At 59.9% G+C, this 7,065-nt stretch carries 6 protein-coding genes; 3 read left to right on the top strand and 3 right to left on the bottom strand.

Translation table 11 applies throughout. The features are described from left to right. Window positions 1-266 precede the first annotated feature (266 nt). The gene (gene dcm, locus DWZ01_RS07710; protein WP_147332639.1) at window positions 267-1,820 is read left to right on the top strand and encodes a DNA (cytosine-5-)-methyltransferase; all 1,554 of its coding nucleotides are present in this window, start codon (window positions 267-269) and stop codon (window positions 1,818-1,820) included. Window positions 1,821-2,259: 439 nt separating this feature from the next. Here dcm and DWZ01_RS07705 read toward each other — a convergent pair whose 3' ends face one another. Next, window positions 2,260-4,821, bottom strand: coding sequence for a hypothetical protein (locus tag DWZ01_RS07705; RefSeq protein WP_117848552.1), 2,562 nt, complete (start codon window positions 4,819-4,821; stop codon window positions 2,260-2,262). Between the two features lie 401 nt (window positions 4,822-5,222). Between DWZ01_RS07705 and DWZ01_RS07700 the strand changes: the two genes are divergently transcribed. Next, complete coding sequence (locus DWZ01_RS07700; protein ID WP_117843365.1) at window positions 5,223-5,477, top strand: hypothetical protein; 255 nt, start codon at window positions 5,223-5,225, stop codon at window positions 5,475-5,477. Between the two features lie 85 nt (window positions 5,478-5,562). On the opposite strand, the gene DWZ01_RS07695 is transcribed toward DWZ01_RS07700, so the two are convergent. Continuing rightward, window positions 5,563-5,982 (bottom strand): helix-turn-helix transcriptional regulator, encoded by a 420-nt coding sequence (locus DWZ01_RS07695; protein WP_117758873.1) that lies wholly within the window; start codon window positions 5,980-5,982, stop codon window positions 5,563-5,565. Window positions 5,983-6,105: 123 nt separating this feature from the next. Beyond that, window positions 6,106-6,531, bottom strand: coding sequence for a helix-turn-helix transcriptional regulator (locus DWZ01_RS07690; protein WP_117848551.1), 426 nt, complete (start codon window positions 6,529-6,531; stop codon window positions 6,106-6,108). 243 nt (window positions 6,532-6,774) lie between these two features. Between DWZ01_RS07690 and DWZ01_RS07685 the strand changes: the two genes are divergently transcribed. Further along, the gene (locus tag DWZ01_RS07685; RefSeq protein WP_117758871.1) at window positions 6,775-7,062 is read left to right on the top strand and encodes a hypothetical protein; all 288 of its coding nucleotides are present in this window, start codon (window positions 6,775-6,777) and stop codon (window positions 7,060-7,062) included. Window positions 7,063-7,065: the final 3 nt, after the last annotated feature.

Here is a 7,065-nt window from a genome sequence, read left to right as displayed (position 1 = left end):
CCCGTGGGTTATACCCTAAGAGCAAACCACCCTTTTTAAGGGTGGTTCTGATTTCCTATGCGTGTAGGCGTGTAGCTCTGTAGCTGTGTAGCAGGGTAGGCACGCAGCGCGATAGTCGCGAAGCCCCATAGGACGAAAACCTCAATTTGAAATAGGTCGGTAGATCACTATCTAGCTGGGGAATTGCCGCTGCGGCAAGACTCCGTCGGGTTTTTCGGGGTGCCAGAGACTGGGAACCGTTGTTGGTTCGCGGTCAGGAGGACCCCTTGGGCTTTCGCTATGTAAGCATCTTCTCAGGCGTCGAGGCGGCGACACTCGCCTGGGAGCCACTCGGCTGGGAGCCGTTGGCCTTCTCGGAAATCGAGCCGTTCCCGTGCGCCGTGCTGGCCGAGAGATGGCCAGACGTCCCCAACCTCGGAGACATCACCAAAATCGACTGGAAGGAAGAAATCGATGGAGCTATCGACCTTGTTGTTGGCGGATCCCCGTGTCAATCGTTCTCGGTGGCGGGTAAGCGCGAAGGCCTCAAAGGCGCATCCGGCCTTATGTTCGAGTACATTCGATGCGTACAGGAACTTCGTCCTCGCTGGTTTCTATGGGAAAACGTCCCAGGAGCGCTCACGAGCGAAGATGGGGGGGCTTTCGGACAGCTGCTCAGCGAAATGGATGAACTCGGGTATAGTCTCGCATGGCGAGTTCTGGACGCGCAATTCTTCGGAGTGGCCCAGCGACGCCGCCGTCTGTTTCTTGTCGGACATCTTGGAGCCGAATCCCCCGCAGAGGTTCTCTTTGAGCCCGACTGCCTGTCAGGGTATCCTCAATCGAGCCGTGAAAAGAGGAAGGAGCTTGCCCGCCGAGCTGGACGCAGCGCTGCGTGCGCAGGCTTCAAGTACTCCGCTGCGCCCCGAGCAAACACGATAGGCTATGCGGAGGAACAGGCGAACACGCTCACGGCTGACTGGCACGCTCCGGCAGTCTTGCCTCTGAGTGGCACCGACCAACAGGTCATGGCGATGTCCCAGTACGGTACGGAGATCGCGGGGTGCCTCACGGCCCGAGGAGATTCGTCCCCGTGCGCGGATAGGGGCCAAAACATCGTCTGCATGACGGGCACGCAGGCGCACTGCCATATCAGCGATGAAATCGCGGGATGCCTTACCGCACATATGGGCAAGGACGACGCCCCCGTTGTGGTGGACGGCACGAATATTCAGACATATGTCTGCGAGCTCGCCCACTCGAGCAGCAACGGCTTGGGGGTCGGCGAGTCCGATGTCTTCCCGACCCTCGATACCTCATCCGGTCCCGCCGTCTGGGCTCGCGAGAATGGCATCCTGCCGCCCTTCGGATTCGCGCAGAACGTGCGCAACGAGGTGCGCATCGTCGGCGATGGGACCCTCAGCGGGGCGCTTGCCGCCAGACCCGGCATGAAGCAGGCCACTTTCGCATGCACGGGCGGCACCTATCCCATCAATGAGCAAATCGCAACCCGTGACAAGAAGCTGGGTCGCGGGACGGGCCTTGGGGTCGGTGCGGACGGCGACCCGGCCTTCACGCTGCTCGCGAACCACCCGCATATGGTTGCCTCTGAAATCGCGGACAAGCCCGCGGAGGTTAACCCTATGCTCGTCCGCAGGCTCACCCCGCTCGAGTGCGAACGCCTGCAGGGTTTCCCCGATGGGCATACGCTGATCGCTTGGAAGGGCAAGCCCGCCGAGGAATGTCCCGATGGGCCGCGCTACAAGGCCATCGGCAATTCCATGGCGGTTCCCGTCATGAGATGGATTGGCAGGCGTATCGCGGCGGTCGATGAGCATTAGGCATCTCAACGGAACTCAAGCTGAATTCAAAGAGCGCCTTCCGGGGCGCTCTTTTCTTGCCAACAGTCTGTGTGTGAACACGCAGTTCAGTAGGCGTGTAGTTATGTAGCTCGGTAGCTCTGTAGACGCATAGACGCATAGACGCATAGACGCATAGACGCATAGACGCATAGACGCATAGACGAGCTTGCCAAACGATTGTCCAGATGAATGAGGAAAAGAATAAGAAGAATAAGAAAAGTAATCATCTGATATGAGGGAGTCTCTTCGAATGTAATCATTTGGCAGCGGTGTAGCCGAATAGTTCTGTAGTTCCGTAGTCGTGTAACAAGATAGCTCGGTAGACGTGCAGCTACGCAGTGAAGCAAAAAAGAGGAGCCACCATTTCGGCGGCTCCTCCTCTCGAGGGGAAAGGGCTTGGGGTCTAGACCGCTAGGATCTAGAGCGCAGCATGGAGACCACGGCGGCGTGCGATGCCCGCTGCGGCAATCGCGGCTGCGCCCATGCCGGAGATGACGCTCACCTCGAGCGCGGTGGAGTCGCCCGTCTGGGGCAGGGCCTTCTGGTCGGAAGCGGCAGCGGCCTGAGCCTGCTCACCCTGGGCCTGTTTGCCGTTCGCACCCGCAGCCTGGTCGGTTCCGGCTCCACCGGCACCGTTGGCGTTACCGTCCTCGGTGCCGGTCTCGGTGTTACCGCCGGCGATGGTGCCGTTGCCATTCTCGGTCTTGGAAGCCTCGTAGGCATCAGAGAGGTTCTTGTAGTCCTGGGCGGCTGCGGTGTAGTAGGCCTGAGCCTCATCCACGGCGGCGGAAGCGGTGTCGACATCGCCCTGAGCGAGCTTGACGGCGGCGGTTGCCTCGATCAACGTGCCATTGGCCTTGTCGGCAGCGGCCTTGAGCTCGGCGAGCTTCTGCTCCGCCTCGTCCTTGCCTGCGGCAGCGGTAGCGGCAGCCACGGCGGCCTTCTGGTAGGCAGTCTCAGCCTCGTCATATGCGAGCTGGGCCGCAGCCAGGTCGGCATCGGCGGCCTCCTTGGCATCCAGCGCCTTCTGCTCGGCGGTGACCGCATCCTCGTAGTCACCCAAGGCCTTTTCGTAGGCGGCCTTCGCGGCGGCACGCTCGCCCTTCTTCACGTCAATCACGGCTACGGCATCCTCGAGGGACTTCTGAGCCTCGACCAAGGCGGTCTGGGCATCGGAAAGCTGGCCTTGGAGCTGAGCGGTCTTGTCATGCGCGGCATCGAATTCATCCGCGCCCTGGTCGTAGGCGGCCTGCTTCTCGTCTGCGGTAGCCTTCGCCTGGTCGCGGACGCCGGCGGCATCCTCAACGCCAGGCTTCAAGCCCTGATACTTGGAGGAAGCATCGGCAAAGACCTTGTTCGCCTCGAGCTGAGCCTGATTCAGCTGCTCGAGATCGCCGGCATGGTTCAGGGCATCATCCAGCGCATCGGACGCATCCTTGGCGGCCTTGTCGGCTGCGGCCTTGGCGTCGGTCGCGGCCGCGACGGCCTGCTGTGCGGCCGCCTGATCATCCTTGGCGGTCTTGAGCTGTGCCTCGCAGGTCGGGATGTAGTTGTTCACGATGTCATCGTAGGAGGCCTGCGCGGCATCGACTGCCTTTTGGGCAACATCGACCGCGGCCTGCTTATCACCGAGCGTGGCGGCTTGGGCCTCACGCTCGTCAACAGCGACCTTGATGTCGTTGTAGATGTCCTGTGCCTGCTGGAAGGTGTCACGGGCGGCGTTGACCGCATCCATGAGGGAGGTCAGCTCTTCCTCGGTCGCGGTGCCTGCGACCTGAGCCTGGTAGTAGGCATTTGCGGCTGCGGTATAGGCGGTCTGCTCCTGCTCGAGCTTCTGCTGAGCATTATCGAGGTTCTGGCGATACTGGGGCAGGGAGTCCGCGATGGACTTGATGAGGTCGTACTCGTCCTGGGCTGCAGCGAGAGCGGCCTTCGCGTCTTGGATGTTCTGCTCTGCCTGGGGAACGGTGGCATTTGCGGCATCGAGACGGGTCTGCTCGTTGGCGACGGCCTGCTTGGCCGCCTCGAGCTTGACGTTCGCCTGGTCGAGGGCGGTTTGGGCATCTGCCGCCTTGGACTGGGCGGTATCCTTAGCCTGGGTCAGCTTCTGGATAGCGGCATCGCCCCACTTGCCGAAGGCATCGAGATAGGCGTGGACCTTGCCGTACCAATCGGCCTTCTTGGCCTCCATGTCGGCCTGCGCCGCATCCAACTCGGCCTGCTTCTCATCGAGCGTCTTCTGGGCGTCTGCAAGCTCGGCGTTTGCCTGGTCGAGTTCGGACTGGAGGGCATCGAGCTGACTGCGGGCGGCATCCTCGGCCGCCTGGGCATCGGATACCTGCTGCTCGAGGTCGGCAACCTTAGCCTCGGCCTCGTCGACGCCCTGCTGGGCCTTCTCGACGGCCTTCTTCGCGGTATGGACCGCTGCCTTGGCGTCGGTCCATACCTGCTTGGTGGTCTCGATCTTCTCGAACGCGCCAGCGCGTCCCGCCTTTGCGGCCTCGTAGGCTGCAGCAGCCTGCTCGGCAGCCTTTGCAGCGTCGGCTCGCTTTGCGGCGGCGACATCATATGCGGCCTTGGCCTCGGTCAGCTTCTGGTCGGCTGCAGCCTTGGCATCGGACGCGGCCTGTACATCGGCCTCACCTGCCTCAGCGTCGGCGGTTGCCTGATCGTATGCGGTCTGGGCGTCGGCTTGTGCCGACTGTGCGGCATTCATGGCGGCCTTCGCGGTATCGAGCTGCTCGTTTGCCTCGTCCAGCTTGCCCTTGGCGAGATCCATGGTCGCCTTGGCATCCTTTACGGCTTGCTCGGTGACCTTCTGGATGTCGGTCTGGGTGGTTAGCTGATCGCCGTCTGCGGATGCCGTCTGGGCAAATGCCATGGTCTGCATGACCGGGGACAGCATGAGGCCTGCAGTCACGGCCATGGTCACCGCCGGCTTCAAAATCGTCTTCTTGTTCTTTGCCTCGCGTTTGCGCATATCGAGGTCTCCTTCCATTCGGAGGTTTTGCTAGCCCCGTGAAAATACGCCAATCCATGCATTGCCATTCACCTGTTGCCGCAGCGGCAGCAGGTGGCGGTCAAGGTTGCGTGGGATTGCCTCGTAAAGCGCCGTCTAGCAGCGGAATCGGCTTGGCTGTAGCCGTGTAGCTCGGTAGTCGGCTACGTGACATGCACGGTAGCCGTGTAGCTGTGTAGCCGGCTTTGATGCATAGCGATGGAAGGAAAAGGCCGATCGAGCGCCATCGCCGTGGCTTGACATGAGCGTGGAGCATGCCGCTGCGGCAAGCGCCCCATGTGGACGGTAGCCGCGTGGGACGCTTAATCAATAAAGCCCGCGGCTTCGCGGGCGTATGGCGATGTCTGTCTTGTGGAGGGCGAATGGTTGGAGATCAGTTGAATCTCGTGGAGGTGTCGGTTGAGAAGGATGCGGGCGGCAACCCGACATGCATCATCTGGCCCGATGGGCGAAGGTTTGCCATCTCGAGTAGCGGTGCGCCGCTCATGTGCCCGTCCCGTACCGCGGGCAGGTTCGCGTATGTCCGCGATGTCTATGTCATCGGTCGCGGGAACAGGACGCACCGCAGGTCGATTATCGCCGACGGCGGCAAGTGGTATGTCGTCTGCCTGAAGTAGCACGGGTATTCAGGCAGCTAGGTAGGCGTGTAGCTCTGTAGCCGTGTAGTTGAGTATCGAGCTACACGGCTACCTGTAAAATCGGTCAGTCGCGTTCGCTCGGCCAGACCATCAGGCGGTTCGGGTCTTTCGCAAGGCTCCTCATTATGCCAATCAGCTCGCCGCGGGTCTCGGTATTGAGGCGATTGAACAGCGTGACCAACTCAAGCCTCTGCCCGACAGGGGCATCGGTGTCGTCGGCTACCGGCATCTCGGTGTCGAAGAGCTGCTCTATGGTTATGTTCAAGACCCGGCAAAGGGCGAGCAAGTTAGAGACGCGGACCGTTCCCAAGTCGGTTTCAGGGCGGATAATCGTCGTCAACGTGCTCACCGGAATGCCGGCAAGGTTTGCCGCCTGGCTGTTTGAGTATCCGGATCCCTTGATGAGCGACTCCAGTTTAGAGTAGGGGCGGTCCTTGCCCGCTACCTGCTTTTTCGGAGCCGCGGTGGGCTTTTTCCCAGCCATGGTATCGAACTCCTATCTTTCTCGATATGTCTGTATAGCGTCATGTAGGCGGCTATGCAGCTACATGGCTACATATGTAGCTCGGTAGCTGTAGCTTGAAAAGCACCGGTGCCGCCTGACGAGCTAATCGGCTTCCCCTGCGACATCCGGATTTGTTTCCACGTCATCAGGCTCTATCTTCTCGACCTGCACCTCGTGATTTCTCTGCATGTTGGTGGGATCCAATTTCATGGCGCTCGATACGCGCATGAGGCAGGATTTCGCCTGCGCGTTGAAGCCCCTGAAATCGCTCACGAGGGATTCCTCGTCACCCGAGAGAAGCGCCTTCTTTCCTGGGTTCTCCTCCTCACCATCGAACAGGTCTTCCACAAATGTCTCAAACGGAATGTCCAAGCCCTTGCATATCCTCAGAAACGTGGAGATCTGCATGTTCTGGCATTTCGACCTGCCGTTCACGAAGGTGCTCAAGGTTGAAGTCGAAACCCCGCACCTGCGGCTGAGTTCCGATGCCGTGATACCGTACTTCTCAAGAATCTCCTTGAAGGTCATGGTCTCCCCTATCTGTAGATCAGGTTACTACCCGGCTACAGAATACATGATTTGGAAGTCATTATCGCGTATGTAGATATAAATCGCGCAAATAGGTAATTTCCACGTATGTAAATTACGATTCCAAATTATATTGCCCAGAATAGAAAAAAGGGTTAATATCTCGCTCGTAGCTACGAATGAGGAACACCATTCCACATTCGTCAACTATGCCCCAAGTAGTTCGTTAGTTACGGAGACATGATGACCGCAAACCCTGTACTGGAGTCCGCATCCAAAATCCTCTTGGATTACGTCGAGGACACGAAATTGTTCGCCACGGCTATCAATGAATCGGTCGGCGGGGCCGAGCTTCTCGACTGTCAGTGCAACTTCCTTCGCGAGCCGACCGCTAGTGAATTCGTGTTTGTGAGGGCGATGCTGCCCGCGGAAGGCGCCGCCCGTCTTTTGGACGCGTTCGACTCTGCCGTCGAGGAGCAGATGCAGCGCATGGCAAATCCATCCTTCGCGTCTGTCGCGGAGGAGATGTAGCGT

The sequence above is a fragment of the Collinsella sp. AF28-5AC genome, assembly GCF_003457875.1.
GTDB lineage: Bacteria > Actinomycetota > Coriobacteriia > Coriobacteriales > Coriobacteriaceae > Collinsella.
Note: the sequence above shows the minus strand (reverse complement) of the source record. Positions and strands in the feature narration are given on the sequence as shown.

Bases quoted from the DNA above. Each gene is read 5' to 3' on its own strand.
- DWZ01_RS07705 (WP_117848552.1), bottom strand. From the start codon at position 4,821: ATGCGCAAACGCGAGGCAAAGAACAAGAAGACGATTTTGAAGCCGGCG.
- DWZ01_RS07700 (WP_117843365.1), top strand. From the start codon at position 5,223: ATGGTTGGAGATCAGTTGAATCTCGTGGAGGTGTCGGTTGAGAAGGAT.
- DWZ01_RS07695 (WP_117758873.1), bottom strand. From the start codon at position 5,982: ATGGCTGGGAAAAAGCCCACCGCGGCTCCGAAAAAGCAGGTAGCGGGC.
- DWZ01_RS07690 (WP_117848551.1), bottom strand. From the start codon at position 6,531: ATGACCTTCAAGGAGATTCTTGAGAAGTACGGTATCACGGCATCGGAA.
- DWZ01_RS07685 (WP_117758871.1), top strand. From the start codon at position 6,775: ATGACCGCAAACCCTGTACTGGAGTCCGCATCCAAAATCCTCTTGGAT.